Origin of the sequence: Saccharibacillus deserti, from assembly GCF_013618475.1 — a bacterium.
GTDB classification, from domain to species: Bacteria; Bacillota; Bacilli; order Paenibacillales; family Paenibacillaceae; genus Saccharibacillus; species Saccharibacillus deserti.
In genome coordinates this window covers 880543-906513 of record NZ_JABJVN010000002.1, presented here as the reverse complement: position 1 = coordinate 906513, position 25971 = coordinate 880543, and the positions used below count along the sequence as shown (strand labels likewise).

Genomic DNA, 25971 nt, shown 5'->3' with positions numbered 1-25971 from the left:
TTTCTGTCAATCCAACTTGATAAGACTTTATCGCCCGTAAAAAGAAAAGCCCCGGCCGCATGCGCGCCGGGACTCTTCTACTTATGAGATCGGCTTTGCAGCCTTATTTATTCGAGTTCCAGAAGTTCGCTCTCTTCCAATTCTTCGGCCTTCTTGTCGCTCTCCGATGGAGCTTCAATCATGGTTACCAGATTGCTGGCTTCCCGAATCTTGGTTTCGATCGCAATTGCGATTTCTTTGTGGTCTTTCAAGAATTGTTTGGCATTCTCGCGACCTTGACCAAGGCGTTCGCCCGAATAGGAATACCAAGCACCGCTTTTTTCTACGATGTCCATGTCGGTTCCCATATCGATAAGGCTGCCTTCTTTGGAAATGCCTTCTCCGTACATGATATCCACTTCGGCTTGTTTGAACGGAGGTGCTACTTTGTTCTTCACGACTTTGATACGCGTACGGTTACCCACGATGTCGTTGCCCATCTTGATGGACTCGATCCGGCGCACATCAAGACGTACAGTCGAATAGAATTTCAGTGCGCGTCCGCCCGGCGTAGTTTCCGGGTTGCCGAACATCACGCCGATTTTCTCGCGCAGCTGGTTAATGAAGATCGCGATCGTATTCGATTTGCTGATCGCGCCCGAAAGCTTACGGAGAGCCTGAGACATCAGACGAGCCTGCAGACCCACGTGGGAGTCGCCCATTTCGCCTTCGATTTCCGCTTTTGGTACGAGAGCCGCTACGGAGTCGATAACGATGATATCGACCGCGCCGCTGCGTACAAGCGCCTCGGCGATTTCCAGACCTTGTTCGCCGGTATCCGGCTGGGACAGCAGCAGCTCATCGACGTTGACACCCAGGTTACGGGCATATTTAGGATCGAGGGCATGCTCGGCATCGATAAACGCCGCTTGACCGCCTGCTTTTTGAACTTCGGCTACCGCGTGCAGCGCAACCGTCGTTTTACCGGAAGATTCCGGTCCGTAAATTTCGATAATACGGCCGCGCGGCATTCCGCCTGTTCCAAGTGCCACGTCCAATGCGATCGAACCGCTCGGTACTACTTCGACATTCATATGCGTCGATTCCCCGAGTTTCATAATGGAACCTTTTCCGAATTGTTTCTCTATTTGGCGAAGCGCCATATCCAGCGCAGCACGACGATCTGACAATATATCCACACCCTTATCTATTGGTTTTGTACGTCTTTCGTACCTCTATCATAACGCTTTTAGACGGGTTTGCCAAGCCTTTTTTCGAACATACATTCGTATTTTTTGCGAACATCCCAGATACCCGGCCAAGCGGCTTTTTGTTGTAAAAAAGCCCCCCATTCCACAAAAAAACCGCGGCGAGTCTCTGGTATCGCCACGGTTCTTCCGTCCTTCTATTATACCTAAAAATGTAATTAGGGTCAAACGAAAAGCGCCTGCCGAAGCCTGCGCTTAAACGTCGATCTCCGACCCGTTCCTGCGGCGGGAGAAGGCGGTCACTGCTGCTTCTCGGCCTGTACAAGCCTTTGCCACAGCCGGTAGAGCAGCGTCTTGGTGGAACGTTTGCGAATGGTATCGCGGTTGCCTTTGATTCGCAGTTCGAACACTTCCGTCTCGCCTTCCCGCTCGGCGATCGCCACGTAGACGAGCCCTACCGGCTTGCGTTCGGAATAACCCGGTCCGGCTACCCCGGTAACGGCCAGACCGTAATCCGTGTCGGTAATCATCCGGACCTGCTCGGCCAGTACTTCGGCAACTTCCCGGCTTACCGCACCCGGTGCGTCTATGCCCTCCAGATAGTCATGGGGGACGTTCAGCAGCTTTTCCTTCATCTCGTTGGAATAACAGACGATCCCGCCTCTAAGCATTGCTGCGCTGCCGGGAATCGTCGTCAGGCTCTGCATCACCATTCCGCCCGTGCAGCTCTCGGCGGCGCTCACGGTCAGACCTAGATCCGCCATCATTTTGACAACCGTCTCTTCGATCGGCACATCCTCGCTCGCATACATATGCTCCACGAGCCGGCTCTGGATCTGGACTTCCAACGAGTTCAGCTTATGGTTGGCTTCCTGAATATTTTCCGCTTTGGTGGACAAACGGATCGCCACCTCTCCTTCTTTCGCATAAGGAGCGATCGTAGGATCGGTCTGCGTATCGATCAGATCGAGCAGTTTGTCTTCGAGCGCGGATTCGCCGATTCCCGCAAATTTCAGAATTCTCGAGTACAGCGGCAATTCGTCGGTCAGGACTTGATGGAGCAGCCAAGGTTTGGCTTCGTTCTCGAACATCGGCTTAAGTTCGCTCGGAGGTCCGGGAAGAACAATATAATGATGCCCCTCCCGGCTGATAGCCACGCCTACCGCTAGCCCTGTCGAGTTGGGCAGGGGAGTACATCCGTCGATGACAAGCGCCTGCCGTTTGTTGTTGTCGGTCATCTCGATTCCGCGGTCCGCGAAGAATTCGGTGATCTTGTCCATTGAAGGACGGTCCGTACGAAGTTCAAGTCCCAACGTTTCGGCCAGGGTATCCTTGGTCAAATCGTCCTGCGTGGGCCCGATCCCTCCGGAGAACACCAGCACATCCGCACGCTGCTCGGCCTGCCGAATCGCCTGCTTGAGACGTTCTTTGTTGTCTCCGACGACCGTCTGGAAATAAACGTCGATTCCCAGCGATGCCAATTCCTGAGACAGATACTGCGCATTGGTATTTACAATTTGGCCAAGCAGAAGTTCGGTACCTACGGCAATAATTTCGGCTTTCACTGTGCCTCACACTCCATATCCAGAATAGGGAAAAGAATCGGCCTGCTTAAGCGCTTTTCAAAAGCTTGCGGTTGCGGACAAAATAATCCACGCCCGAGTAGACCGTTACCAGGACGGCTGCCCAGACAAAGATCGTGTCGGCAGGAATCCCCCAAATTTCGAAAGGCAGATTGTTAAGCAGAAGCAGGGTAATGGCTACGATCTGCAGAACGGTCTTGATCTTGCCGCCGGCTCCTGCGGCCATCACGGCTCCGTCAAGCAAAGCGATCTGGCGGAGCCCGGTTACGGCAAACTCGCGGCTGATGATGACAATCGCCATCCAGGCGGCCAGCTTATCCATCTGTACCAGCGAGATAAACGCCGCGGAGACGAGCAGCTTATCCGCAAGCGGATCCAACAATTTGCCGAGGTTGGTCACCAGATTTCGGCTGCGCGCAATGTAACCGTCGATGCCATCCGTACACGATGCGATTACAAACACGATGCAGGCGATCAACTGCCCCCATTCCAGCTCCACTCCCTGCCAGACGATCGGCTCCGGCAGAAAAGGCAGGTCGGCCAGAAGGAAGACCATCATCACCGGAATCAGAAAGATTCGGCTCATTGTAATACGATTGGGAAGATTCATTTATCCATCCATTCCTTCCGATCGAGTGGTAACTCGTTTTTCTCTTCAACCTTACAAGTATAATATCCGAAAGTTTGGGTGTCAAAACGTCTGCCGCCTGCGGCTGTGCCCACAAAAATACCCTTCGCTTCCAAAAAAGGAACGAAGGGTATGCGCGGAACATGCCGCTTATTTGAAATTGGTAAACTGAAGTTCGATCGGAAGATCGGCTTCCCGCAGCAGTTTCATAACGGCCTGCAGGTCGTCCCGGCTCTTCGAAGTGACCCGGATCTGGTCGCCTTGGATCTGACTTTTCACTTTGAGCTTGGAATCGCGAATCAGCGTATTGATTTTTTTGGAGCTGTCGGATTCGATTCCGGATTTAAGCCCCAACTTTTGACGTACGGTGTTCAGCGACGCGGACTCGATTTTGCCAAAGTCCAGATTTTTGAACGGTACGCCGCGCTTGATCATTTTGGATTGAAGAACATCGATGACCGCGCCCAGTTTGTACTCGTCGTCGGAGACAATCGTCAACGAGTCCTTGTCGAGGTCGAAACTGGTTTGGGTTCCTTTGAAATCGAATCGGCTGGCGATTTCGCGTTCCGCCTGATCGATTGCGTTTTTGAGTTCTTGCATATCCATTTTGGATACGATATCCATTGAATTTTCAGAAGCCACGATTCCTCTTCCTTTCGGGTAACGTAATTTGAACGAATCCTTAGTTCGCCAGGTTAATCTGGAAACGGGAAGTCGTTTTGCCGTCCGTAATCGGTTGGCCGTCGATGCGGATATCCGTCACCGGCGAATAACCGGATTTGATATACATGCCTTGACCGTCCAGATCGAACGTAAGGGCTTCGCCTTCCTTGGTATTCTGGTAGTAAAGTTTTTCGCCGCTTGTACTGCCGCGATACACTTCAAGCCAGCTCATGCCGCTTGCATTGATCGTCACCTTTACCGAACCGCCTGCGGCAGGCTGCGCAGTGAATACCGTTGTTTTGCCCTGCTGCCCCGCCGGCGTCACGATTGTGGATCCGGTCGTATTGGCCGCTCCTTCTTCGCCGGCGGCGCCTTCCTCGCCGGCTGTTCCTTCTTCACCGGCTGCCGCATCGCCAGGCTGCGCAGTTTCGCCGGTGCCTTCGGTACCTTCGACCGTTTCTGTTCCGGTTTCGGTCGTTGTTGCCGGTTCCGCTGCCGGATCGGCAGGAGGCGTATCCGTTACCGTTTCCGAAGCCGGAGGTTCTGTTTCCGCAGCCGGATCCGTTGCAGCCGGGCTCTGTGCACCGCCGCCCGTAGCGTCCGCCGTACCGGATTCGGCAGGCGTTGTCGCCGGTTTGTCCGCCGGCTGCTGCGTCGTTGCCGTCGTATCCGGCGATTTGTCGTCGCCCGCTTTCGTATCTTCTTTGGTGCTGTTGACGTATACGATTCCGACAATGATCAAGATCAAGATCGGGAAAGTCCACATCAGCGCCGTCGACAGCCCTTTGCTGCCTTCACCGCGTCCGCCTCCGCCACTTGCACCGCCTGCTCCCGCTGCCGTGCGTGCGGAACGTTTGGTCAATACCGGCTCCATGACGCTTTCGGGCTCGGCCGCCGGCACATCTTTGGGATGATTTTGCAGCAGGGCATCCGGATCGAGTCCTACCGCTTCCGCATAAGTTTTGATAAAGGCCCGTACATAGAAGCTTCCCGGCAGAACTTTGAAATCCCCCTGCTCGATCGCCTCCAAATAACGTTTACGAATTTTGGTCATTTCCTGCACATCTTCAAGCGACAGCCCTTTTTGCAAACGGGCGTCCTTCAACTGTTGTCCCAGATCGGACATTCCGTTCATCCCTCCTCGTTGTATTCAAAAGCTTTCCGGCAGTCCGGTTCGCTCCAATGCATTTAAATATCGTCGGTATAGCTCGTAGCGAACGTGTCGTAAATGATTTCTTCATCCGGCGTGCTTCGCAGCTCGATAATCATGTCGAACTGGGAGTGATCGTACTCCGATTCGCGCATGAAAATATCCGGATGCTCGATCACTTTCGTGCACGGCATCGCCATGATTTCTTTCAACAGCTGGTAGTGCTTTTCGTTCGACCGGATGGTGCTGACAATTCCGTCGATAATAAAAACGTTATTGGGATTCATTTCTTCCTCGGACATCTGGTTGCGCACCGTTTGACGAAGAAGCGTCGACGAAACGAACGTCCAGTGCTTCATGGCACAGACGCTGCCCGCGATAATCGATTCGGTCTTGCCCACACGCGGCATCCCCCGCAAACCGATCACCTGGTTGCCTTCGCGCTTGAAAAGTTCGCCCAGAAAATCAACCAGCAGACCGAGTTCGTCGCGCGTAAAACGGAACGTCTTCCGGTCGTCCGAATCACGCTCGATATATCTGCCGTGGCGCACCGCCAAAATATCGACCAGCTTCGGCGGACGCAGAGCGGTCACCGTGACACTGTCGACTTTTTTGAGCATGGCGCCCAGCAGCTGGATTTTCTCGTCGTCCGTCGTTTCGAGCAGCATCCCCCGCGTCCGGCCTTCCACGCCGTTGATCGTAATGATATTAACTTCCAGCATCCCCAGAATCGACGCGATATCTCCGAGAAGACCCGGCCTATTCTTATGTATGCGATATTCCATATACCATTGTTTGGTTTCCATGATCCATCTCTCTTCCGCGTGCCCCGCAATTTTAAAGCTCGAAGCGAAACTGATCTTTGGGCTGTAACCTTCGTCTAATGATATTAAAAATGCCGTTTAAACGCAAGAAACAGATTCTTCATCTTTCACGAAGCCGCAGATCGGCTTCTTCTGACCTAGGTGACCCATCCGCCGTTCGGGCTCAGAATCTGCCCGGTCATGTAAGAAGATTCCGGAAGCGACAGGAACCGGACCGTTTCGGCAATCTCGCGCGGTTCGGCCAATCGGCCGACCGGTATGTCTTCCGCCAAAGCCGCCAATTCTTCCGAAGACAAGGTGCCCAGCATAGCCGTCCGGACGGCTCCGGGAGCCACCGCATTTACCGAAACGCCCGACAGGGCGAGTTCTTTGGCAAGCGCCTTGGTAAAGGCGTTGATTCCTCCTTTGGCTGCCGAGTAGACCACTTCGCATGAAGCGCCGGTCAGCCCCCACACCGACGAAATATTGATAATTCTTCCGAATTTCCGCGCAACCATTTCTCCCATAAAAGCCTGGGTACACAAAAAAGTGCCTTTGAGATTGATATCCATCACTTGGTCCCATTCTTCATCCGTCACATCGCATAGCATACCGTAATGCGATACCCCGGCATTGTTGACGAGCACATCGGGGACAAAACCCGCCGATTTGAGTTCGTCGCGCATCCGCAGGACCTGCTCTCTGCTGCGTACATCCGCGCGTGCCGTCAGCACTTCGGCCGCACCAAGCGATGCACAGCGATCCGCCGCCGCGCGCACGGCTTCTGCCGATGAAGAATAATGAAGCGCAACCCGGCACCCGTCCGCGGCAAAACGCTCGGCGATCGCCGAGCCAATGCCTCCGGACGCACCGGTTACGAGGACGGCCGTGCCGGACGGCTTGCGCCGGCCGGCTCTTTTTTCCCCGTCCGTCATCATGCGCCTTTTACGACGGATACGGAGCGCCGATCCCAACGTACGTGTTCGCGCAGCCGAGCGTTCACTTCTTCCAAGGTCATATTCTCGTAAATCTCCAATACGGCAAACAGATCGCCGCCGCGGAACTTGTATCGGGTAAACTCGTGAGCGATACTTTCCGGGGAATTGAGCATCCGCAGATAGCCGCCGATTTTCTTTTTCCGTGCCCGTTCGAACGCTTTCGCTTCAAAGCCGCTTTGCGACAAACGTTCCGATTCTTCGCGAATCCGGTCCATCAGCAGTTCGGGATCGCGCGTGTCGCCCCCGATCACCGAAAACGCATATTCCGGCGTTGCCCGGAAGTCCCCGCCGAAACCGTCGGTAATCAGCGCTTCGTCGTACAATTTCTGATACAGCGGCGTACTGCTGCCGAGCAGCAGGTCCAGCATCAGTTCTGTCGTCAGATCGAGCTTGACCAGTTCCGGTCCGTCCACTTTCGGTGCAGCTTCCTTGAACCCGAACAGGCACTTCGGCAGCGAGACGGGCAGATTCAGTTCTTTGCGCTCCTGCGACACCTGCTCCGGTTCCGGGTCGAAGAAACGCTCGATCTCCGCCTGCGGACCGTAATTTTTGGCGGCCTGATTGGCTTTTACCTGCGCGATGACCTTCTCCGGATCGACGCCGCCCACTACGAACAGCAGCATATTGCTCGGATGATAAAACGTATGATAGCAGGCATAAAGCGTTTCTTTGGTGATTTCGCTGATCGACTCGATTGTGCCCGCAATATCGATATGCACCGGATGGACGCTGTACAGCGCTTCTATCAGACCGTAGTATACACGCCAGTCGGGATTGTCCTGATACATCTGGATTTCCTGTCCGATGATTCCTTTTTCCTTTTCGACGTTCTCGTCGGTAAAGTAAGGATTCTGTACGAAATTAACGAGCGTTTCCAGATTTTCTTCGATTTTTTCCGTCGCGGAAAACAGGTAGGTCGTCTGGTCGAAGCTGGTAAACGCGTTGGAAGAAGCGCCCTGCGTTGAAAACTTCAAAAACACGTCGCCTTCCGGTTCTTCAAATACTTTGTGTTCCAGGAAATGGGCAATGCCGTCCGGCACGCGGTGTTCATCCTGTCCCGTCACGCGGAAACGGTTGTCGACGGAGCCGTAGCGGGTCGAGAAGGTTGCGTATGTCTTCTGAAATCCTTCCTTGGGCAGCACATAGACACTAAGCCCGTTGTCCAGCTTTTCGTAATACAGCGTTTCCTGCAGATGCTTGTAGACAATGCGCTCCATCGTTATTCCCCCTCTTTTCCCGTCAAAAAGTAAATGGTGTCGAGCCGGAAATTCTGCGCCGCTTCGGCCACCTGCTGCGCCGTCATGCTCTCGACCTGTTCGAGCAGCTCGGAGACGGAACGTTCGCGTCCGGACAGCCGTCCGCCGAAATCGTGATGAATCATCTGGAACGCGGAGTCGCGAATTTCACGCAGATCGTTGCCCAGCATAGCCTGGGTCTGACTAAGTTCGATTTCGGTAATCTCTCCCGCTTTCATGGCATCGAGCTGCACCCGGATAATCTCCAACGCACGTTCGTAATTGCCGATCTCGATCCCCGATTGGATAGTCCCGAATGCTTTGTGCGGTTCATACTGCGACGAAGCGTAATAGGCCAGGCTCGCTTTTTCCCGCACGTTCTGGAACAGCTTCGAATGCGGATAGCCGCCCAGTACGCCGTTATAGACAAGCGCCGACGCATAACGGTCATCCGCATAGTCGATCGACGTTTTGAATCCGATATTGAGTTTGCCCTGCGATACGTCCATTGTTTCTTTGACGATATGCGGGTTGCCCACCCCTTCGCTTTTGGCGCTTCTTGCGTATTCGTACGGCGAATGTCCCGGTCCGGCAATATCGAAATGCTTATGCACGAGGCCTTGGACTTCTGCAAGCGTCGTATCGCCGACCACGTACAGGTCCAGTACCGCTTCCGACAGCCATTTGCGATAGGATTCGTGCAGCGAAGAAGCGTCCAGATGTTCGAGCGCTTCTCTTTTGCCGAGCGCATTCAGACGATAGGATTCTCCGGCAAACATTTCTTCCACGCAGCGGGCGCCGGCGTAACGGGCTTTGTTGTTGATGATCGCGTCCAGCTTTTTGCGTACGTTATCGCGTTCGGCGTCGACGAATTTGCTTTTGAAAACACCGCTCTCCAACGCGGGCCGAGTCAGCGTTTCGCCGAGGAAAGCCAGCGAGTTCCCGAGCAGCTGCTCCTCTTTGCCTACAAAAGCATCATTGATCGTATCCATACGAAACTGGACAATCTGGCTGCCGTCGCGTTTATATACATCAAAACCGAATCCGGCTCCGTACAATTCTTCGAGTCGTTCGCGAAACAAAATGGTCTCCGGATAGGCGGCACTGCCCCGGCGCAGCACGAAAGGCGTCAGCGCAATCGGCGTTACCGTTTCTTCTTGCAGCGAAGCTCCGGCATACAGGGAAACGGCAAACGTCTTAAACCGCTTGGTCGGCAGCACATGGATACGTATCCGGCCTTCCGCTGCCCGTTCAAATCCTGTCATACTCATCGTTATCACTCCTTAGGCTTCGGCGGATTCCGCTCGGTCCATTCATATTCTTGAATTCTAACCATTCTTGATTATTCTAACCCAACGCCGAGAGGGGAATCAACCCGGAGAAGTCCCCAGCCAAAAAGGACGGAAAACGAAAAAGATCCCGGCATCCGCAGAGGCGCAAAGCGCCGCAGCTGCGAACGACGAAATCGATTGGCGTTTCATTTACGCGATCAAGAACCGGCCGCCGCCCGGCTGGCCTGCAGCTGTTCGATCGAGATCAGCACCTCGCGCGGCTTGCTGCCCTCGTAAGGGCCGACTACACCGCGGGCTTCCATGGCGTCGACCAGACGTCCCGCGCGCGTATACCCGACTCTCATGCGCCGCTGAAGCAGCGAAACGGAAGCCTGCTTGGCTTCGACGACGATTTGTACCGCCTGATCGTACAATTCGTCCATGACCTCTTCCGGTTGGGCGGCGTTCTCGTCGATTTCCGGAACCAGTGCCGTATCGTATTCCGCTTCGGCCTGACCGCTGCAGTACGCGACGATTTCTTCCACTTCGTTGTCGCTGAGAAAAGCGCCCTGAACCCGAATCGGTTTGGACGCGCCCATCGGCATAAAGAGCATATCGCCCCTGCCGAGCAGCTTCTCCGCGCCGCCCATATCGAGAATCGTCCGCGAGTCGACCTGCGACGAGACGCCGAATGCGATCCGCGAAGGGATATTGGCTTTGATTACGCCTGTAATGACATCGACCGAAGGACGCTGCGTGGCAATAATCAGATGGATGCCGGCCGCCCGTGCCATCTGCGCGAGACGCGCAATCGCATCTTCGACGTCGCCGGCCGCAACCATCATCAGATCGGCCAGTTCGTCGACAATGACGACGATATACGGCAGGATCGCCGAAGGATTGTCTTTCATCAGCGTGTTGTAGCCTTCGATATTTCGGGTGGACGATTTGGAAAACAGTTCGTACCGCTTCTCCATCTCGACGACGATCTTCTTGAGCGCAAGCGACGCCCGCCGGGGATCGGTCACGACCGGCGCCAGCAGATGCGGGATCCCGTTGTAGATGTTAAGTTCCACCATCTTGGGATCGACCATCAGAAACTTGACTTCGTCCGGCTTCGCTTTGTACAGAATACTTGCAATAATACCGTTGATACAGACCGATTTGCCCGAACCCGTCGCACCCGCCACAAGCAGATGGGGCATCCGGGCCAGGTTGCCGACGATGGTCTGACCCGAAATATCCCGGCCGAAAGCGACGGTAAGTTTGGAAGCCGCTTCTTCGAATACCGGCGAATCCATCACCTCGCGCATCGTCACCATGGAGACTTCGTTGTTGGGCACTTCGATGCCGATTGCGGACTTGCCCGGGATCGGCGCTTCCATCCGGATATCTTTGGCGGCGAGCGCCAGGGCGATATCGTCGGTCAGACCGACGACCCGGCTTACCTTGACCCCGACATCCGGCTGGATCTCGTAGCGGGTAACCGCCGGCCCTCTTACGACTTCAAGTACTCGGGCACGAACACCAAAGCTTTCCAGCGTCGCTTCCAGCTTGCGGGCCGTCTGCATGTAGTCCGCTTGACTTGTCGAAGTCGTGTCTTCTTTGGGCATGGCCAGCAGACCGAGCGGAGGCAGTTTGTAAGGCTGGGGAGGCGGCTTCAGCCGCTCGCCCGCGGCAGTTTCCAGCAGTTCGCCGGCCGCGGCGGGGATCGACGGATCGCCTTCGGGGAGAGGCACGGCGATCGCTCCGGATCCGGCGTCTGCCGACTGCCCCGTCGACACGGAAACCGTTGTCCCGGTCGGCGGCAGTTCTTCTTCCGCCGCGATGAAATCTTCGGCATCGTCGGATAACGGAAGCTCCTCGGTACCGGGAGTCGAATCGATCTTCTTCTCTGCCCGGATACGCTCGAAAAAGTCCCGGATAATCGGTGCCTGCCGTTCTTCTTCCACCGAAACGCTCTCGCGTTCGCGCTGTTCGCTTGGCACGCCGTAGACGCCTGTCACCTTGAATTCATCCCGAGGAACTTCCGCAGCTTCGGCTTCCTCGGGAGCTTTGCGGCGTCCAGGCAGAGCGGCGGTCAGGCCGCGCCGTCCGCCGTCTTCCGGTTCCGGCAGCGCTTCGCGTCTGCTCTTGGCCGCTTCGGCTTTCTCTTTGGAACGGGCATCGGCTTCGATCCTCCGCTCTTCGGACGCTTCGCGTTCTTCCTTCAGACGCGCTCCCGCCGAACGAGCCGCATCGCCGGCTTTGCGTCGCAGCATGCCCATCAGGTCCACATAGGACATCTGGGTAATCAGCATCAGACCGATGATCAGCAGGACGGCTGCCGCAAGTTTCGCTCCCGCCATTCCGACCATAAGGAAGAGCAGCGACAGCATCAGCGCACCAAAGTAGCCTCCGCCGATCGGGCGAAGGAACGGAGTCGTTTGTTCCATCTTGGCGTCGGGAGCGATAAGCGACCGATGAAGATCGCTTTGAGCGGCCGATACAATCTCTTGGGCGCCCATCCGTCCTTCAAGCTCGGAATGGGCCTGGATCTCCCCAATCGACAGCATCAGAACGCCCGCCAGAGACATCAGGACCAGTCCCGACTTGCGGGCGCTCCAGCCGTACGGAAGTCCCCGCCGAATCATCAGATATAACCCTGTATAGATTCCCAGCAGCGGAATGACCGCATAAGCTTTGCCCAGTACCAGACCGAAACCTGCCGACAGCAGCTGACCGATAAAAGCCTGACCGGACAGTCCGATCACGGACAAGGTAATCAGCACAATGCCGTAAATTTCATATTTAAGAGCGCTCGCAAGCGACCCGTTCTTTTTTTTGCTGCTTTTGGCCGGCGTTTTGCGGCTGCCGCCCGAACGAGGCTTGCTGCCGCCGCGTGCCGTTGTCCCTTTTTTCGGAGCCAATTCCGATCCCTCCTGCCGTTAAAACACTCTTCCCATAATAGCACATAAGTTCGCCAAAAGGCAGATAAAAACCGCTTCCTTCTTCCGTTAAAAAAGCAAAAAGCCCTTCTCCGTCGGGACCGTTTGCAAGATCGTCCGGAGAAGGGCGGGAAAAGCCCGAATTATAAAACCGCTGCGCGGCTGATTAAACTTCCATGATGATCGGCAGGATCATCGGACGGCGGCGGGTTTGATCGAAGAGGAAACGTCCCAGCGAGTCTTTGACGCCCGATTTGAGCGAAGCCCATTCGTTGACATTTTCGCTCATCAGACGCTGCAGCGTGCTGGTTACGACACGGTTGGCTTCGTCAAGCAGTCCTTCGGACTCACGCACATATACGAATCCGCGCGAAATGATGTCCGGTCCCGAAACGATACGGCCGTCCTGCTTGCTGAGCGTAACCACAACAACCAGAATTCCGTCCTGCGACAGCAGTTTGCGGTCACGCAGAACGATGTTGCCTACGTCGCCTACACCCAGTCCGTCGATCAGAACGTTGCCGGAAGGCACTTTGCCTGCTTTGCGGGCCTCGCCGTTGTGAATTTCAACCGTATCGCCGATATCGATCAGGAAGATGTTGTCCGGATCGACGCCGATCGATTCGCCCAGCTGTGCGTGTTTGCGAAGCATGCGGTATTCGCCGTGGATCGGGATAAAGAATTTCGGACGCATCAGGTTCAGCATCAGCTTCAATTCTTCCTGCGAACCGTGACCCGATACGTGAACGCCTTTGTTCGAACCGCTATAGATCACTTCGGCGCCAAGGCGGAACAGGGCATCAATCGTACGGCCTACGTATTTTTCGTTACCCGGAACCGGCGTCGCGGCAATGATTACCGTGTCGCCCGGCAAAATGTCCACTTTGCGGTGCGTAGAACGCGCCATGCGGCTGAGCGCCGACATCGGCTCGCCCTGACTGCCCGTGCACAGAATGGCAACGCGGTCGGCTCCGATACGGTTGATCTCTTCCGGCTCGATGATCATGCCTTCCGGAATTTCCAGATAGCCAAGCTCCGAAGCGATGGCTACGACGTTCACCATGCTGCGTCCGATTACGACAATCTTGCGGTCGGTCGCCACTGCGGCATTTACGACTTGTTGAATCCGGTGTACGTTGGAAGCAAAGGTCGCGACGACCACACGCTGGCGGGCTTTGCGGAAAATGTCTTCCAGAACGACGCCTACGCTGCGCTCGGAAGGCGTAAAGCCCGGTTTTTCGGCGTTGGTGCTGTCGGACAGCAGAGCCAGAACGCCTTTTTGTCCGATTTCGGCCATACGCTGCAGATCGGCGAACTGATCGTTGACCGGCGTGTGGTCGAATTTAAAGTCGCCCGTATGAACGACATTGCCTTCCGGCGTTTCGATGCATACCCCGACGGAATCCGGAATACTGTGGTTTGTTTTGAAGAACGTAGCGGTCAGCGTGCTGCCCAGCTTCAGTTCGGAATCGGCGTTGATCAGAATGCGCTTCGTTTCGCCAAGCAGGTTCGCTTCGCGAAGTTTGTTCTCGATCAGACCCAGGGTCAGTTTTGTCGCGTAAAGCGGCACGTTCAGATGCTTGAGGACATAAGGAAGACCGCCGATGTGATCTTCGTGACCGTGAGTGACGATAATCGCTCTGACTTTATCGCGATTTTCCGTCAGGTAACTGATATCCGGGATAACCAGATCGATGCCCAGCATGTCTTCTTCCGGGAACTTCAGCCCGGCGTCGATAACGACGATATCGTCACCGTACTGAACGACATACATATTTTTGCCGATCTCGCCGACGCCGCCCAGGGCGAAAATTGTCAATTTCTCTGCGGTATTGTTTTTCTTTACCAAGATAGATAAACCTCCTAAAATAATAGTAGTCATTATGCGATATTTGTTTTATAAATGTTGGACGTTTGCTATTTTTCCGGTTTTTGGCATAGCTCGAACAAGGACTTTCACCTCACGATTTCGAGAGGGCTTTTTGTACGCAAAAGCCGCCCGATGCCGATCGATCAAGCCGATGCACGAACCTCCGTCAAATATGGTTCGTGTTGTTTTTCTATAACCCGCACCCAGTCACTTGCATCCATTATACATGAATGAAAACCCAAAATACAAGTCGAAAGCCCTCTCATTCCCTTTACACCCTGCGGGCCGAGCCGTTCAATCGTTGATTCCCAAGCCTTTTGGGCATACAAAAAAGCGCTGTTTCTTCAAAAGAAACAACGCTTTTTTGTATGGTTTTATTCACATTCAGTCGAATTCGGCCATAAACCGTTCGATGTAACGCTTCTCGTCTTCCGCCGCTTCGACCAGCGGAAGTCTTACCCCGCCGACCCCGAAGCCTCTCAGTTGAAGAGCGTATTTAACGGCTACCGGATTCGGCACCGGATGCGGACAGGCGAAAAGTCCTTTGAATACGGGCAGCAGCGAATGGTACACCACCGCCGCTTGATCCGCTTCTCCCCCGGCATGCGCCGCAAGCATCTCGCTCATCCGGGCCCCTACCACATGGCTGGCTACGCTGACGATCCCGTAGGCCCCGACGGACAGAGCCGACAGCGAAGCCGTATCGTCGCCGGAGTAGACGCGGAATCCTTCGGGCGCATTCGCCGCGATATAAGCAACCTGCTCGGTCGGACCGCATTCCTTGACAGCCACCACGTTCGGCAGCTGTGCCAAACGAAGCGTGGTTTCCGCTTCCAGGTTCGACGCCGTCCGGCTCGGTACGTTGTACAGCATAACCGGAAGTTTGGTCGCCTCGGCAACAGCCGCAAAATGCGCGTACAAGCCGTTCTGGTTCGGTCGGTTGTAATAAGGAACGACGAGAAGGACTCCGTCGGCTCCGGCTTTCTCCGCTTCCCGTGTCAGTTCGATGCTGTGTTTCGTGTCGTTGCTGCCTGTCCCCGCGATGATTCTGCAGCGTCCCGCCGCATGGCGCACCGCAAGATCCAGCAGCTTTATTTTTTCTTCGTCGCTCAATGTCGGCGATTCGCCCGTCGTGCCGAACACGACGATCGACTGTGTCCGCTGCCGCTCGATCAGCATATCGATCAGAGCGGGAACCTCTGTCCAAGCCACTTCTCCCTGCTCGTCAAAAGGAGTGACCATGGCGGTTATCAATCGTCCGAAATCCATTTTCATTCTCTCCTTCTTCGTGCTCTTTGATAGGCGCGGTCCGGGCCCGGGTTAACGGTGCAGCTCGAAGCGGGCATGCAGCGCTTTAAGCGCTTTGACCATATCGTCTTTTTTGACCAGAACCCAAATTGTCGTATTCGAGTCGGCCGATTGAAGGATCTGCACGTTCTGCAGCGTCAGCGCTTCGACGATATGCGACATAATTCCCGGAACTCCGTTAATGCCTCCGCCGATGACGGATACTTTGGCGCAGCCTCCCAAAGCGCGCGGTTCATAACCGATAGCCCGCAGGGCAGCCAGTGCACGTTCCGCTTCGGAGTCGAATACCGTATAAACGGCACCGACCGGCGTTACATTGATAAAGTCGACGCTGATCGCATTCTCCGCCATCGCCTTGAATACGTTCAGAGACAGCTGTCCGCTTGGGTCCGGCTGCTCGACCGTAATCTGCGTCACGCTGCTCACATAGGCAATACCGGTCACGAAGCGGTCGATTACACCCGCCGATACGTCCGCAAAGTTTTCCGGATGCGTAACGAGAGTGCCTTCTTCTTCGGAAAATGTCGAACGCACTCGAACCGGAATTTGCGCCTGCATGGCAATTTCCACGGCGCGCGGATGAATGACTTTCGCACCCTGATACGCCATATTGCAAATTTCCGTATAGCTGACCACTTCCAGAGGTTTGGCGTCTTCCACCAAACGCGGATCGGCGGTCAGAATACCGTTCACATCCGTATAGATATCCACGATCTCCGCATGCAGTGCAGCGCCAAGCGCCGTCGCCGACGTATCGCTGCCGCCTCTGCCGAGGGTGGTGAGGTCTCCGTATTCGTTTTGTCCCTGGAAACCGGTGACGATCACGACACTGTGGTCCTGAAGCTCGCGCAGTACTCGTTCCGGGCGCATCTCCAGAATCCGCGCGTTGCCGAAATGACTGTCCGTCATAAATCCGGCCTGCGCACCCGTCAGAACGGTTGCGTCGATTCCTTCCTGATGCAAAATGCCGCAGAGGGTAGCCGCGGAAATGATTTCTCCGCAGCCCATCAGCAAATCTTTCTCTTTGGCGGGAAGCGATTTGCCGCTTGTTCCCGCCGCCCAGCCCAGAAGCGTGTCGGTCGCGTAGGGATCGCCGCTGCGCCCCATTGCGGAAACGACGACGACCAACTGATAACCGGCAGCCAGCTCGCGCTGAATATGACGGACGACGTGCACTCTTGCTTCTTCCGAAGACAGCGACGTTCCGCCGAATTTTTGAACCCGAATAGCCATGGTCTCTTCCTTTCGTTTATGCCTGCTGCGAACGAGCCGCAATAATTTCCGCGATTTGCACGGCGTTCCACGCCGCGCCTTTGAGCAAATTGTCGGAGACGATCCACAGGTTCAGACCTGTCGGCGAATCGAGATCGCGGCGCAGACGGCCCACGAATACATCGTTTTTGCCGGCGGCTTCGGTAGCCAGTGGATAAGCCTGATTGGCCGGATCGTCGATCACGGTAATGCCCGGGGCATTTTCCAGCAGTTCGCGAACTTCCCGCAGGTCGTATTCCGAACCCAATTCGACATATACCGATTCCGAATGTCCGTAGACAACCGGAATACGCACACAGGTTGCGGTTACTTGAAGCGACTCGTCGCCCATGATTTTTTTGGTTTCATTGATCATTTTCATTTCTTCATAAGTGAATCCGTTGTCCGTAAACTTGTCAATCTGAGGCACCGCATTAAAAGCAATCTGATGCTTCACCGGCAGCGAAGCGACAGGCAGCACATCGGGATTGACCGGTTCGCCGTTCACGATGGCGCGGGTCTGACGATTCAGTTCGGCAATCGCTTTGGCACCCGAGCCCGACACCGCCTGATACGTCGAAACGATGATCCGTTTAAGGCCGTAGCGATCCTGCAGCGGTTTGAGTGCGGCAACCATCTGGATCGTCGAGCAGTTCGGATTGGCGATTACGCCGTTATGCTCGAAAATCTTCTCCTCGTTCACTTCCGGAACAACCAGCGGAGCGGTCGGATCCATACGGAACGCGCTTGTATTGTCGATGCATACCGTACCGCGTTTGATCGCTTCAGGCACGAGCGCCTTGCTGACGTCTCCGCCCGCACTGAAGAGCGCGATCTGCACGCCTTCAAAGCTTTCCGGCTTGGCTTCTTCGACCGTAACGTCTTGTCCCTTGAACGAAAGCTTGCTTCCGGCGCTTCTCGCGGACGACAGCAGTTTCAAGGTTTTGACGGGGAAATTGCGTTCTTCAAGCAGTCTGAGGATTTGTTCGCCGACCGCGCCGGTTGCGCCGACTACGGCTACGTTAAACGTTTCATTCGACATCTGGGTCTCTCCTTTTATAGGGCAAAATCGCTAAACATCAAGGTTCGCATTGTGAATATCATAGTTTGTATCCAGGCAAAATGCAAGACGAATACATCCGATGTCAGCGTTCCGAAACAAAAAAAGCCCGCGGCTTTCTTCGAAGCGAAGAGGCCGCGGCTTTCCGCAAAAAGCGCATTATCTGCCGGTGTGGCCGAAGCCTCCGCTGCCGCGAACGGTCTCGGACAGTTCTTCGACTTCGGCAAGTTCCGTCTCCGGCACTTCCTGGAATACCATCTGCGCAATCCGTTCCCCGCGCGCGATCGTAAACGGCTCTGGGCCGAGATTGATCAGAAGCACCTTGATCTCGCCCCGGTAATCCGCGTCGATCGTTCCCGGCGTATTCAGACACGTAATACCGTGTTTGAAGGCCAGTCCGCTGCGCGGACGAATCTGCGCTTCCAGCCCGCCGGGCATGGCGATCGCGAGGCCTGTCGGCACAAGTGCACGCTGCATCGGTTCAAGCACCATCGGCTCGAGTACGGCGGCCTGCAGATCGTAACCTGCGGCAAGTTCGGTCATTTTACGCGGTATGGCCAGGTCTTCATGACCCGCTAACCGTTTAATTTGTATCAGATGGGACAAGTTCATCTCTCCTCAATGCGTTGATCGCCCGGTCCGAATTCCCGACCATCGACACGGCGAAAGGTTTGGCAAATAAATGATCGAGTGCAAGCCGGACATCGGCTTCGGTTACGGCTTCGATCTTGGCAATCGTCTCGTCGAGCGTCTCATGGCGCCCGAGCATCAGCTCGTTTTTGCCCAGTCGGTTCATCCGGCTTCCGCTGCCTTCGAGCCCCATGATCAGACTGCCTTTGAGCTGCTGCTTGCCTTTGTGGATTTCGGACTCGCTCAATCCGTTGGCCCGGACGTCGTTCAACACTTCACCGGTCAGCTTCAGCACATCGGCGGTCTGCTTGGGCGCCGTACCCGCATAAATCGTAAAATAGCCGCTGTCGATATGCGCGCTGTGATACGAATACACGGAATAAGCCAGACCTCTTTTTTCCCGGATTTCCTGGAACAGCTTGGAACTCATGCCTCCGCCGATCGAATTGTTCAGCAGCGCCATGGCATACTGCCTCGGATCGTCATAACCGAATCCTTGAAAAGCGAGGCAGATATGATTTTGTTCGGTTTTCTTTTTCCGGTAGACAAGTCCGCCTCCGAAGGACGGAACCGTAATCGGAGATTCGGTCCCGCGGCGATCGAACGAACCGAAATGCTGTTCGAGCATGCCGCGCACATCTTCTCCGAGATTGCCGGCTATAGCCACAATCGTATTGTCTACCGTATAACGTTCGCGAAGGAACCGCTGCAGATCTTCGGAAGACATGGAAGCCAGATGTTCCTGCGTTCCGAGAATCGGCATCGCCAACGGATGGCCTTCGTAAGCCGCTTCGACGATCAAATCGTGTACGAGATCGTCGGGATCGTCCAAATACATCGAGATTTCTTCAAAAATCACATTTTTCTCCCGTGCCAGTTCTTCCGGATCGAATTTCGAATTGAAGAACATGTCGGACAGGATGTCCATCGCGATCGGCAGGTGTTCATCCAACACTTTTGCATAATAGCTCGTATATTCTTTCGATGTAAATGCGTTCACGTTGCCTCCGATCGCGTCGAACTGCTCCGCAATCGCTCTCGCATCATAACGGTCCGTGCCTTTGAACAGCATGTGCTCGATAAAATGCGAAATACCGTTATCGGCTTCCGTCTCGTTGCGCGATCCGTTTTTGACCCAGATGCCGAAAGAAACGGAGCGCGAACCCGGAATATGCTCAGCGACTACCCGAAGACCACTGCTTAATGTATATTTTTCCAAAGCTTTATTCCCCTCCCGTGCGCTCTGCCGATAGGTACCGGTTCAAATAAACGTGCAAATTCTATCCTAGCAAATTTTCGTCCTGCACTCAACCGAGTCCGAACGTTTGCTCTTCCGCCCCATATGGCCGTGTCCGCCGGAGACGTATGCAAAAAAAAGAGCCAGAAGCGAATTCTGTCTCTTTTTCCTGCCTTTATGGGAGAAGTCGTTTTACGATTTTGCCGGCGCGCTTTCGCTCAGCAGGATTTTGTGCGACAGATTCACACGGCCCTGTCCGTCGATTTCCGTGACTTTGACCTGAAGCTTGTCTCCGATCGCTACAACGTCTTCGACTTTGGCTACGCGCTCCGCAGCAAGCTGCGAAATGTGTACCAGTCCGTCTTTGCCGGGCAGAAGCTCGACAAACGCGCCGAATTTCTCGATCCGTCTAACGGTACCTTCATAAACTTCGCCGACGACCACTTCGCGTACGATCCCCTGAATGATCTCGGAAGCTTTGGTGATCATGTCTTCGTCGTTGGAAGCAATAAACACCCGGCCGTCCTGCTCGATATCGATCTTGACGCCGGTTTCTTCGATGATCTTGTTGATGATCTTGCCGCCCGCCCCGATCACATCGCGAATCTTCTCCGGCTTGATGTTGATGATCGTGATCTTCGGTGCGTATTTCGACATTTTCGTTCTTGGTTCCTGGATCGCCTGCAGCATCTGTTCAAGGATGTGCATACGGCCTTCACGGGCCTGCGACAAAGCTTCGGCCAAAATTTCGCGGCTGATGCCGTCGATTTTGATATCCATCTGGATCGCCGTTACGCCGTCTTTCGTTCCTGCAACCTTGAAGTCCATATCGCCGAGGTGATCTTCCATCCCCTGAATATCGGACAGGATCGAGATATGTTCGCCGTCTTTGATCAAACCCATCGCTACGCCCGCAACCGGCGCTTTAAGCGGTACGCCCGCATCCATCATGGCCAGCGTGCTGGCACAGATACTGGCCTGCGAAGTGGAACCGTTCGACTCCAGTACTTCCGAAACGAGACGGATCGTGTACGGGAATTCGGTCTCCGAAGGCAGAACCTTCATCAGCGCGCGCTCTCCGAGTGCTCCGTGTCCGATTTCGCGGCGGCCCGGCGCTCTCAGCGGACGAGCTTCGCCTACGCTGAACGGAGGGAAGTTGTAATGGTGCATAAAGCGTTTGGTTTCTTCCGGTGCAACGCCGTCAAGCATTTGGGCATCGCCCAGTACGCCAAGCGTACAGATGCTGAGTGCCTGCGTTTGGCCGCGGGTAAAGAGACCGGAACCGTGAACGCGCGGCAGCAGAGCCACATCGGAACTGATCGGACGAATTTCGGCCAGGCCGCGTCCGTCGGGACGGACTTTGTCATGCGTAATCAGACGGCGCACTTCTTCTTTGACGATATCGTGCAAAATCTCTTTGACGTCGTCCATCTTGTCCGGCGTTTCGAGGTACTCTTCCACAAAATGCGCTACCGTCTCGTCGTTGACCGCGTCGATGGCATCCTGACGGGCATGCTTCTCTGCAATCCGGACTGCGTCTTTCAGTCGCTCGCCTGCAAAGGCGCGAACGGCCGTGTTGACTTCGGCGTCTACGGCATGCAGCTTGACGGCCATTTTCGGTTTGCCGGCTTTTTCGACGAGCTGTTCGATTGCGGCAACGATGTCCTTGACGGCATCGTGTCCGAACATGATCGCTTCCAGCATGATTTCTTCCGGAACTTCGTTTCCTTCGGCTTCAACCATCATGATGGCGTCTTTGGTGCCGGCAACCACGAGGTAAAGATCGCTGACTTCCTGCTGGGCAAGCGTCGGATTCACGACAAATTGACCGTCCACGCGTCCAACGGCTACGCCGCCGATCGGTCCGTCAAACGGCACGTCGGAAATGCTCAATGCTGCGGATGTGCCGATCATGGCCGCGATTTGCGGTTCGTTGTCCTGGTCCACGCTCATGACGATATTTTGAATCTGAACATCATTGCGGAAACCTTCAGGGAACAGCGGGCGAATCGGACGGTCCGTCAGGCGGGAAGACAAAATCGCTTTTTCGCTTGGGCGGCCTTCACGCTTGATGAATCCTCCGGGAATTTTGCCTACCGCATACATTCTTTCTTCGTAGTTTACGGTCAGCGGGAAAAAGTCGAGGTCTTTCGGCTGCGTGGAAGCGGTAACGGTACACAGTACGACCGTTTCTCCGTAATGTACCATAACCGCGGCATTGGCTTGTTTGGCCAAGCGGCCTGTTTTGAGCGTAAGTGTACGTCCCCCAAGCTGCATTTCTACTTGCTGTTCCATCAAATTCCTCCTCAGGACATCTATAATCTATGCTAAGTATATAAGAATATTGAAAAATCTTCATTACAAAAACAACCCGGCTGCTGCCGTCGGCTCCAAAAAAGACCATACGGTTCACAACCAGGCTGCTTGTGCAAGACTTTTTAGTTTTAGCGACGCAGGCCGAGCTTTTCGATCAGTGCGCTGTAACGTCTAACATCGTTATTCTTCAGGTAAGCCAGCAGTCTACGACGCCGTCCGACCATTTTCAGAAGACCGCGACGCGAGTGGTGATCTTTCTTGTGCGTACGCAGGTGATCCGTCAGGCTCAAAATGTTGGCCGTCAGGACAGCAACTTGAACTTCAGGAGATCCGGTATCGGATTCGTGAGTTCTGTGCTCCTCGATCAGTTGATTCTTGCGTTCTTGTGTCAATGCCATCCTAATTCACCTCCTAGTTTCATTAAAAGTATCCCCGATAGCCTCGTAACGGCCGGTGAAAGCCAGAAACCAAGCCATGGTTAAGCAGCTTACGCGTGCGCAAGCAACGTAGTTTAGTATATCAAAACTCTATTGAAAAGTAAACCGTTGGTTTATCGGAATAAATTAACCTTTTAAAATGTTCCGTGCTTCCTCCGCGTCTTTTGCAATTTGGGACACCAGTTCTTCAATGCCCGAAAACTTGCGTTCGGAACGGATAAAACGTACCAGATCGATCCATACTTCTTCTCCATAGATACTGCGGTCGAAATCGAACAGATGCGTTTCGAACGTAGGTTTGATATGGCCGTCCGTAAACGTAGGTTTGACTCCCACGTTCATCACCCCATCCAGCACTTCGCTTCCCAAGCCCAGACGCACGGCATATACGCCTTTGGCCGGAACGACATAGTGACCGGAAGGATCGACGTTGGCTGTCGGAAAGCCGATCGTTCGACCGCGTTTGTCGCCGCCTACGACCGTACCTCGAACCCGGTAAGGACGGCCCAGCCAATGAGCGGCTTTCTTGGCATCGCCTGCTTTGAGCGCGGCGCGAATACCCGAACTGCCGACCTTCTCGCCCTCCAGCAGAAAAGGAGCGACGGTCTCGACCGAAATCTTTCCGCCGCTGAGCGGAGCGATTTTCTCCGAAGTGCCCGCACCTTGAAAACCGAAACGGAAATCGAATCCGACGACTGCCGTTTCTACCTCAAGAGGCATGAGTACCCGATTGACAAAATCGGACGGAGTTACTTTGGAGAATTCCGGCGTAAACTCGCCCACATACAGATAATCGACACCCAGCTGCTCCAGAATCCGCTCTTTGTCCGGCAGCGGAGTCAGGTAGCCTTCGTAGTCGCCTTTGCCCATGACGTCTTTCGGATGGGGGTGGAACGTCAGCACCGCGACCGGAAGCCCGAGGCTGCGCCCCAATTCCAATGCACGCCGGATGACGCTGACATGTCCCAGATGAAGGCCGTCAAACTGTCCGATCGCCATAACCTGCCGTCCGACGGGGATAAACTCTTCCCCCCCGGTTAAAGGATAAGTTAGCGTTACCGTCTTCACTTTTCGATCACCTGCATTTTCCGCCGATCGCCGTTCCGGATCATCGTTCCTCTTCGCCCGAGCGCTGCGCGCTCAGGGAAGAAAGACTTTGACCGGAACGACTTTGCCGGCTTCTTCGTCCCATCTGTAAATCCCGATAAAGCGGTCGTCCGGCGTATACAGCCGGAATTCACGATCAAGCCCTTCCGCCGAAGGCAGAACTGCCCAAGCCGGAAGTTTCTGTCCTTGAAGCGCATTGATCATCTTACGTTCGTCCACGGTATGCTCCGGCATATGCAAAGCCGCTTTATCGGCGCGAATCAGCATTTCCTGAAGCGTGCCCGCTTCTACCCGCTCCGCGATTTCTTCAAAAGTCAGGCAGCGGTCAAGGGAAAGACCGGCAGACTGCGTACGCTCCAATCTGGCCATTGTCGAAGGCACACCCAGCTTGGCGCCGAGATCGACGCAAAGCGTACGGATATAGGTGCCTTTGGAACACAATACGCGAAGTGAAACTTCGGGCTGGTCGCCTGCGGCAAAACCGGTTACTTCCAGCTCATGAATCACGACTTCGCGCGCTTTGCGTTCAACCGTCTTGCCTTCCCGGGCCAACTCGTACAGCCGTTTACCGTCGACTTTGACCGCCGAGTACATCGGAGGGGTCTGCATGATCGGACCGATAAAATCGTTGATCGCTTCTCGGACCTGCATTTCGGTAATGCCGGTCTTCGGCATCTCTTCGATCACCGTGCCTGTCAGATCCTCGGTATCGGTCGCAATTCCGAATTTGAGGACTGCCCGGTATTCTTTGGGCATCTCCTGCAAATACTCCACCATCCGCGTAGCGCGGCCCAGACAAAGCGGAAGCACACCGGTCACCGAAGGATCCAGCGTCCCCGTATGGCCGATTCTTTTCATCTGAAGCAGTCTGCGGCACTTGGAGACGACATCGTGGGAAGTCATTCCCGCCGGCTTGCGCACCGGAAGTACACCGTCGAAATCGTTCATAGCGATTGTCCGATTCTGGCAATTACCCGTTGGGTCACTTCCTCGAGCGAACCTTCTAGGCGGCAGCCGGCCGCGCGGACGTGGCCGCCTCCGCCAAACTCGGCGGCGATGGCAGCAACGTCTACTTTGCCTGCCGAACGCATACTGGCTTTGACCGCATCGGCATGGATCACTTTGAACAGAACGCCCACTTCAACGCCCTGAATATTGCGCGGATAGTTTACGATGCCTTCCAGATCTTCATTGGAGGCTCCGGTTTGCATCATATGTTCCGGTGTCACATGCACCCAGGCCACTTTTCCGTCATTCGACATCTTCAGTGTACCAAGAGCCTGCGTCAATACATCGAACTGCGGTTTGGTCAACTGTTCCAACAGCGAATCCGCCAAATCGGGTCCGTTGACTCCGAGTTCCAGAAGATGCGAAGCGATCCGCATGACTTTGGGCGAAGTGCTGGAATAGCGAAACCCGCCCGTGTCGGTAAGAATGCCGGTATAAAGCATTTCCGCAAGATCCCGGTCCCATTCCAATTCGAACGAAACCAGCAGATCGTACAAGATCTCTGCCGTCGCAGCCGCATCAGCCTTGATCAGAGTCTGGGTTCCGTATTCGTCGTTGGTCGGATGATGATCGATATTGAGCATATTCGCTCCGTCTTCCATCCAATCCGAGACCAAACCTACCCGTTTGAAGTCCGCACAGTCCACACAGATCACATTGCCGTATGTCCGGGTACGCTCCGTCACACTCATATTGAGAATTCGGTCCGCTCCGTTCATGTACATCATGCGTTGGGGAATAGGGCCTTCATTGATCAACGTGAAGGTTTTGCCTAAACGCGAGAGAAGCCAGCCCACCGCAAGGGTGGAACTGACTGCATCTCCGTCGGGCTGTACGTGCGCCACGACCAGGAAATCATCGTGCTCTTCGATAAATCGTCGCGCATCGATCAATTCCTGCTCATACGTCCGCATCGCCGTCTCCTTTATTGTCCGGACTGGCTTTTCCCGGTTCGTTCGTCTTGATTTGTCCCAGAAGAGTCTCGATCTTGTTGCCGTAGGCAATCGACTCGTCCAGATGGAACAGCAAGCTTGGCGTATGGCGCAGCCGGATTCTTTTTCCGATTTCGCTGCGAAGGAAACCTGTCGCTTTGGCGATTCCCGCCAAAGATTGCTGCTTCGCTTCTTCATCGCCCAGAATGCTCAGATACACGTTTGCTTCGGACAGATCGCCCGTCACCTCTACATCGGTGACGGTCACAAATCCGATCCGTGGATCTTTCAATTCGCTTTGGATAAGCTGGCTGAGTTCCTTTTTGATTTCTTCCGCAACACGGCCTACTCTGATCTTAGCCATTTGTTT

General features: G+C 54.7%; 22 protein-coding genes. All 22 read right to left on the bottom strand.

Translation table 11 applies throughout. The features are described from left to right. Positions 1 to 107 precede the first annotated feature (107 nt). The 22 genes from recA to rbfA all read right to left on the bottom strand — a co-directional run bounded on the left by recA (position 108) and on the right by rbfA (position 25965). Complete coding sequence (recA, locus tag HOP44_RS10130; protein ID WP_172252905.1) at positions 108 to 1169, bottom strand: recombinase RecA; 1062 nt, start codon at positions 1167 to 1169, stop codon at positions 108 to 110. 317 nt (positions 1170 to 1486) lie between these two features. Continuing rightward, a complete protein-coding gene (locus tag HOP44_RS10125) occupies positions 1487 to 2752 on the bottom strand; it encodes a competence/damage-inducible protein A (RefSeq protein WP_172252903.1) in 1266 nt (421 codons plus the stop codon). 46 nt (positions 2753 to 2798) lie between these two features. Next, a complete protein-coding gene (gene pgsA / locus HOP44_RS10120) occupies positions 2799 to 3380 on the bottom strand; it encodes a CDP-diacylglycerol--glycerol-3-phosphate 3-phosphatidyltransferase (RefSeq protein ID WP_172194503.1) in 582 nt (193 codons plus the stop codon). A gap of 168 nt (positions 3381 to 3548) precedes the next feature. Beyond that, entirely contained in the window at positions 3549 to 4040 is a 492-nt protein-coding gene (locus tag HOP44_RS10115) for a YajQ family cyclic di-GMP-binding protein (RefSeq protein WP_172194502.1), read from the bottom strand. Between the two features lie 40 nt (positions 4041 to 4080). Further along, complete coding sequence (locus tag HOP44_RS22635; RefSeq protein ID WP_216667515.1) at positions 4081 to 5187, bottom strand: helix-turn-helix domain-containing protein; 1107 nt, start codon at positions 5185 to 5187, stop codon at positions 4081 to 4083. Positions 5188 to 5249: 62 nt separating this feature from the next. After that, a complete protein-coding gene (locus HOP44_RS10105) occupies positions 5250 to 6017 on the bottom strand; it encodes a YmfK family protein (RefSeq protein WP_172194500.1) in 768 nt (255 codons plus the stop codon). A gap of 155 nt (positions 6018 to 6172) precedes the next feature. Then, positions 6173 to 6949 (bottom strand): elongation factor P 5-aminopentanone reductase, encoded by a 777-nt coding sequence (gene ymfI, locus HOP44_RS10100; RefSeq protein ID WP_172252901.1) that lies wholly within the window; start codon positions 6947 to 6949, stop codon positions 6173 to 6175. Further along, positions 6949 to 8229, bottom strand: coding sequence for an EF-P 5-aminopentanol modification-associated protein YfmH (yfmH, locus tag HOP44_RS10095; protein WP_172252899.1), 1281 nt, complete (start codon positions 8227 to 8229; stop codon positions 6949 to 6951). The genes ymfI and yfmH overlap by 1 nt, the downstream gene beginning before the upstream one ends. Positions 8230 to 8231: 2 nt before the next feature. After that, positions 8232 to 9518 (bottom strand): EF-P 5-aminopentanol modification-associated protein YfmF, encoded by a 1287-nt coding sequence (gene yfmF / locus HOP44_RS10090; protein WP_172252897.1) that lies wholly within the window; start codon positions 9516 to 9518, stop codon positions 8232 to 8234. A gap of 218 nt (positions 9519 to 9736) precedes the next feature. Further along, a complete protein-coding gene (locus HOP44_RS10085; RefSeq protein ID WP_172252895.1) occupies positions 9737 to 12427 on the bottom strand; it encodes an FtsK/SpoIIIE family DNA translocase in 2691 nt (896 codons plus the stop codon). A gap of 184 nt (positions 12428 to 12611) precedes the next feature. After that, positions 12612 to 14327 carry a ribonuclease J gene (locus tag HOP44_RS10080; RefSeq protein WP_425501624.1) on the bottom strand — a complete coding sequence of 572 codons (1716 nt, stop codon included), beginning with the start codon at positions 14325 to 14327 and terminating at the stop codon, positions 12612 to 12614. A gap of 372 nt (positions 14328 to 14699) precedes the next feature. Beyond that, complete coding sequence (gene dapA, locus HOP44_RS10075; protein ID WP_172252893.1) at positions 14700 to 15584, bottom strand: 4-hydroxy-tetrahydrodipicolinate synthase; 885 nt, start codon at positions 15582 to 15584, stop codon at positions 14700 to 14702. A gap of 51 nt (positions 15585 to 15635) precedes the next feature. Then, the gene (gene dapG, locus HOP44_RS10070; protein WP_172194493.1) at positions 15636 to 16856 is read right to left on the bottom strand and encodes an aspartate kinase; all 1221 of its coding nucleotides are present in this window, start codon (positions 16854 to 16856) and stop codon (positions 15636 to 15638) included. Positions 16857 to 16872: 16 nt separating this feature from the next. Continuing rightward, complete coding sequence (locus tag HOP44_RS10065; RefSeq protein ID WP_172252891.1) at positions 16873 to 17916, bottom strand: aspartate-semialdehyde dehydrogenase; 1044 nt, start codon at positions 17914 to 17916, stop codon at positions 16873 to 16875. A 177-nt stretch (positions 17917 to 18093) separates the two neighbouring features. Next, positions 18094 to 18546 carry a dUTP diphosphatase gene (dut, locus tag HOP44_RS10060; RefSeq protein WP_425501850.1) on the bottom strand — a complete coding sequence of 151 codons (453 nt, stop codon included), beginning with the start codon at positions 18544 to 18546 and terminating at the stop codon, positions 18094 to 18096. Next, positions 18518 to 19783, bottom strand: coding sequence for a M16 family metallopeptidase (locus tag HOP44_RS10055; protein WP_172252887.1), 1266 nt, complete (start codon positions 19781 to 19783; stop codon positions 18518 to 18520). The genes dut and HOP44_RS10055 overlap by 29 nt, the downstream gene beginning before the upstream one ends. A 210-nt stretch (positions 19784 to 19993) precedes the next feature. Continuing rightward, positions 19994 to 22096, bottom strand: coding sequence for a polyribonucleotide nucleotidyltransferase (pnp, locus tag HOP44_RS10050; RefSeq protein ID WP_172252885.1), 2103 nt, complete (start codon positions 22094 to 22096; stop codon positions 19994 to 19996). Positions 22097 to 22245: 149 nt separating this feature from the next. Continuing rightward, positions 22246 to 22515 (bottom strand): 30S ribosomal protein S15, encoded by a 270-nt coding sequence (rpsO, locus tag HOP44_RS10045; RefSeq protein WP_141449440.1) that lies wholly within the window; start codon positions 22513 to 22515, stop codon positions 22246 to 22248. Positions 22516 to 22680: 165 nt separating this feature from the next. Continuing rightward, the gene (locus tag HOP44_RS10040) at positions 22681 to 23622 is read right to left on the bottom strand and encodes a bifunctional riboflavin kinase/FAD synthetase (RefSeq protein WP_172252883.1); all 942 of its coding nucleotides are present in this window, start codon (positions 23620 to 23622) and stop codon (positions 22681 to 22683) included. 72 nt (positions 23623 to 23694) lie between these two features. Further along, positions 23695 to 24609 carry a tRNA pseudouridine(55) synthase TruB gene (gene truB / locus HOP44_RS10035; protein WP_172252881.1) on the bottom strand — a complete coding sequence of 305 codons (915 nt, stop codon included), beginning with the start codon at positions 24607 to 24609 and terminating at the stop codon, positions 23695 to 23697. Then, the gene (locus HOP44_RS10030) at positions 24606 to 25583 is read right to left on the bottom strand and encodes a DHH family phosphoesterase (RefSeq protein ID WP_172252879.1); all 978 of its coding nucleotides are present in this window, start codon (positions 25581 to 25583) and stop codon (positions 24606 to 24608) included. The genes truB and HOP44_RS10030 overlap by 4 nt, the downstream gene beginning before the upstream one ends. Next, positions 25570 to 25965 carry a 30S ribosome-binding factor RbfA gene (rbfA, locus tag HOP44_RS10025; protein ID WP_172252877.1) on the bottom strand — a complete coding sequence of 132 codons (396 nt, stop codon included), beginning with the start codon at positions 25963 to 25965 and terminating at the stop codon, positions 25570 to 25572. The genes HOP44_RS10030 and rbfA overlap by 14 nt, the downstream gene beginning before the upstream one ends. Between the last annotated feature and the right edge of the window lie 6 nt (positions 25966 to 25971).

What these genes read in the sequence shown, in the direction of transcription:
- pgsA (WP_172194503.1), bottom strand. Translation starts at nt 3,380, where the DNA reads ATGAATCTTCCCAATCGTATTACAATGAGCCGAATCTTTCTGATTCCG.
- HOP44_RS22635 (WP_216667515.1), bottom strand. Translation starts at nt 5,187, where the DNA reads ATGTCCGATCTGGGACAACAGTTGAAGGACGCCCGTTTGCAAAAAGGG.
- HOP44_RS10105 (WP_172194500.1), bottom strand. Translation starts at nt 6,017, where the DNA reads ATGGAAACCAAACAATGGTATATGGAATATCGCATACATAAGAATAGG.
- ymfI (WP_172252901.1), bottom strand. Translation starts at nt 6,949, where the DNA reads ATGACGGACGGGGAAAAAAGAGCCGGCCGGCGCAAGCCGTCCGGCACG.
- yfmH (WP_172252899.1), bottom strand. Translation starts at nt 8,229, where the DNA reads ATGGAGCGCATTGTCTACAAGCATCTGCAGGAAACGCTGTATTACGAA.
- yfmF (WP_172252897.1), bottom strand. Translation starts at nt 9,518, where the DNA reads ATGAGTATGACAGGATTTGAACGGGCAGCGGAAGGCCGGATACGTATC.
- HOP44_RS10080 (WP_425501624.1), bottom strand. Translation starts at nt 14,327, where the DNA reads ATGACTACTATTATTTTAGGAGGTTTATCTATCTTGGTAAAGAAAAAC.
- dapA (WP_172252893.1), bottom strand. Translation starts at nt 15,584, where the DNA reads ATGGATTTCGGACGATTGATAACCGCCATGGTCACTCCTTTTGACGAG.
- dapG (WP_172194493.1), bottom strand. Translation starts at nt 16,856, where the DNA reads ATGGCTATTCGGGTTCAAAAATTCGGCGGAACGTCGCTGTCTTCGGAA.
- HOP44_RS10065 (WP_172252891.1), bottom strand. Translation starts at nt 17,916, where the DNA reads ATGTCGAATGAAACGTTTAACGTAGCCGTAGTCGGCGCAACCGGCGCG.
- dut (WP_425501850.1), bottom strand. Translation starts at nt 18,546, where the DNA reads ATGAACTTGTCCCATCTGATACAAATTAAACGGTTAGCGGGTCATGAA.
- pnp (WP_172252885.1), bottom strand. Translation starts at nt 22,096, where the DNA reads ATGGAACAGCAAGTAGAAATGCAGCTTGGGGGACGTACACTTACGCTC.
- rpsO (WP_141449440.1), bottom strand. Translation starts at nt 22,515, where the DNA reads ATGGCATTGACACAAGAACGCAAGAATCAACTGATCGAGGAGCACAGA.
- truB (WP_172252881.1), bottom strand. Translation starts at nt 24,609, where the DNA reads ATGAACGATTTCGACGGTGTACTTCCGGTGCGCAAGCCGGCGGGAATG.
- HOP44_RS10030 (WP_172252879.1), bottom strand. Translation starts at nt 25,583, where the DNA reads ATGCGGACGTATGAGCAGGAATTGATCGATGCGCGACGATTTATCGAA.
- rbfA (WP_172252877.1), bottom strand. Translation starts at nt 25,965, where the DNA reads ATGGCTAAGATCAGAGTAGGCCGTGTTGCGGAAGAAATCAAAAAGGAA.